The organism is Xanthomonas sp. SHU 308 (genome assembly GCF_000364645.1).
Taxonomy (GTDB): domain Bacteria; phylum Pseudomonadota; class Gammaproteobacteria; order Xanthomonadales; family Xanthomonadaceae; genus Xanthomonas_A; species Xanthomonas_A sontii.
The window spans coordinates 1-308 of the sequence record NZ_AQOK01000622.1 but is presented as its reverse complement, the minus strand read 5'-3'; the positions used below and the strand labels follow the sequence as shown (position 1 = coordinate 308).

General features: G+C 69.5%; 1 protein-coding gene. It reads right to left on the bottom strand.

The features are described from left to right. On the bottom strand, positions 1-308 hold a 308-nt coding region (locus tag D588_RS25200), incomplete at both ends, for a hemagglutinin repeat-containing protein (RefSeq protein WP_043085692.1).

Below are 308 nucleotides of genomic sequence, written 5' to 3'. Positions count from 1 at the left end.
GAGGCCACCTGGGTGGTGCTCTCGGTGCTGCTGTCGCTGCTGCTGCGCGACTTGCCGTAGCCGAGGCTGGCCACGCCGCCGGAGAAGCTGGCGCTGAAGCCGGATTTCTTCTGGGCGCTGCTGTGCGCCTCGCTGCTCTGGTCCTGCGCCGAGACGATGGCCACATCGTTGCCGGCCACCAGGCGCGCGTCCTGCTGGGCCAGCACGGTCGAGCCGACCACGGCGATGTCGTTGCCTGCCTTGATCTGCACGCTGCCTGCGTCCAGCGAGGTGCCGACGGCCAGGCTGTCGTGCCACTCGTCATGCGT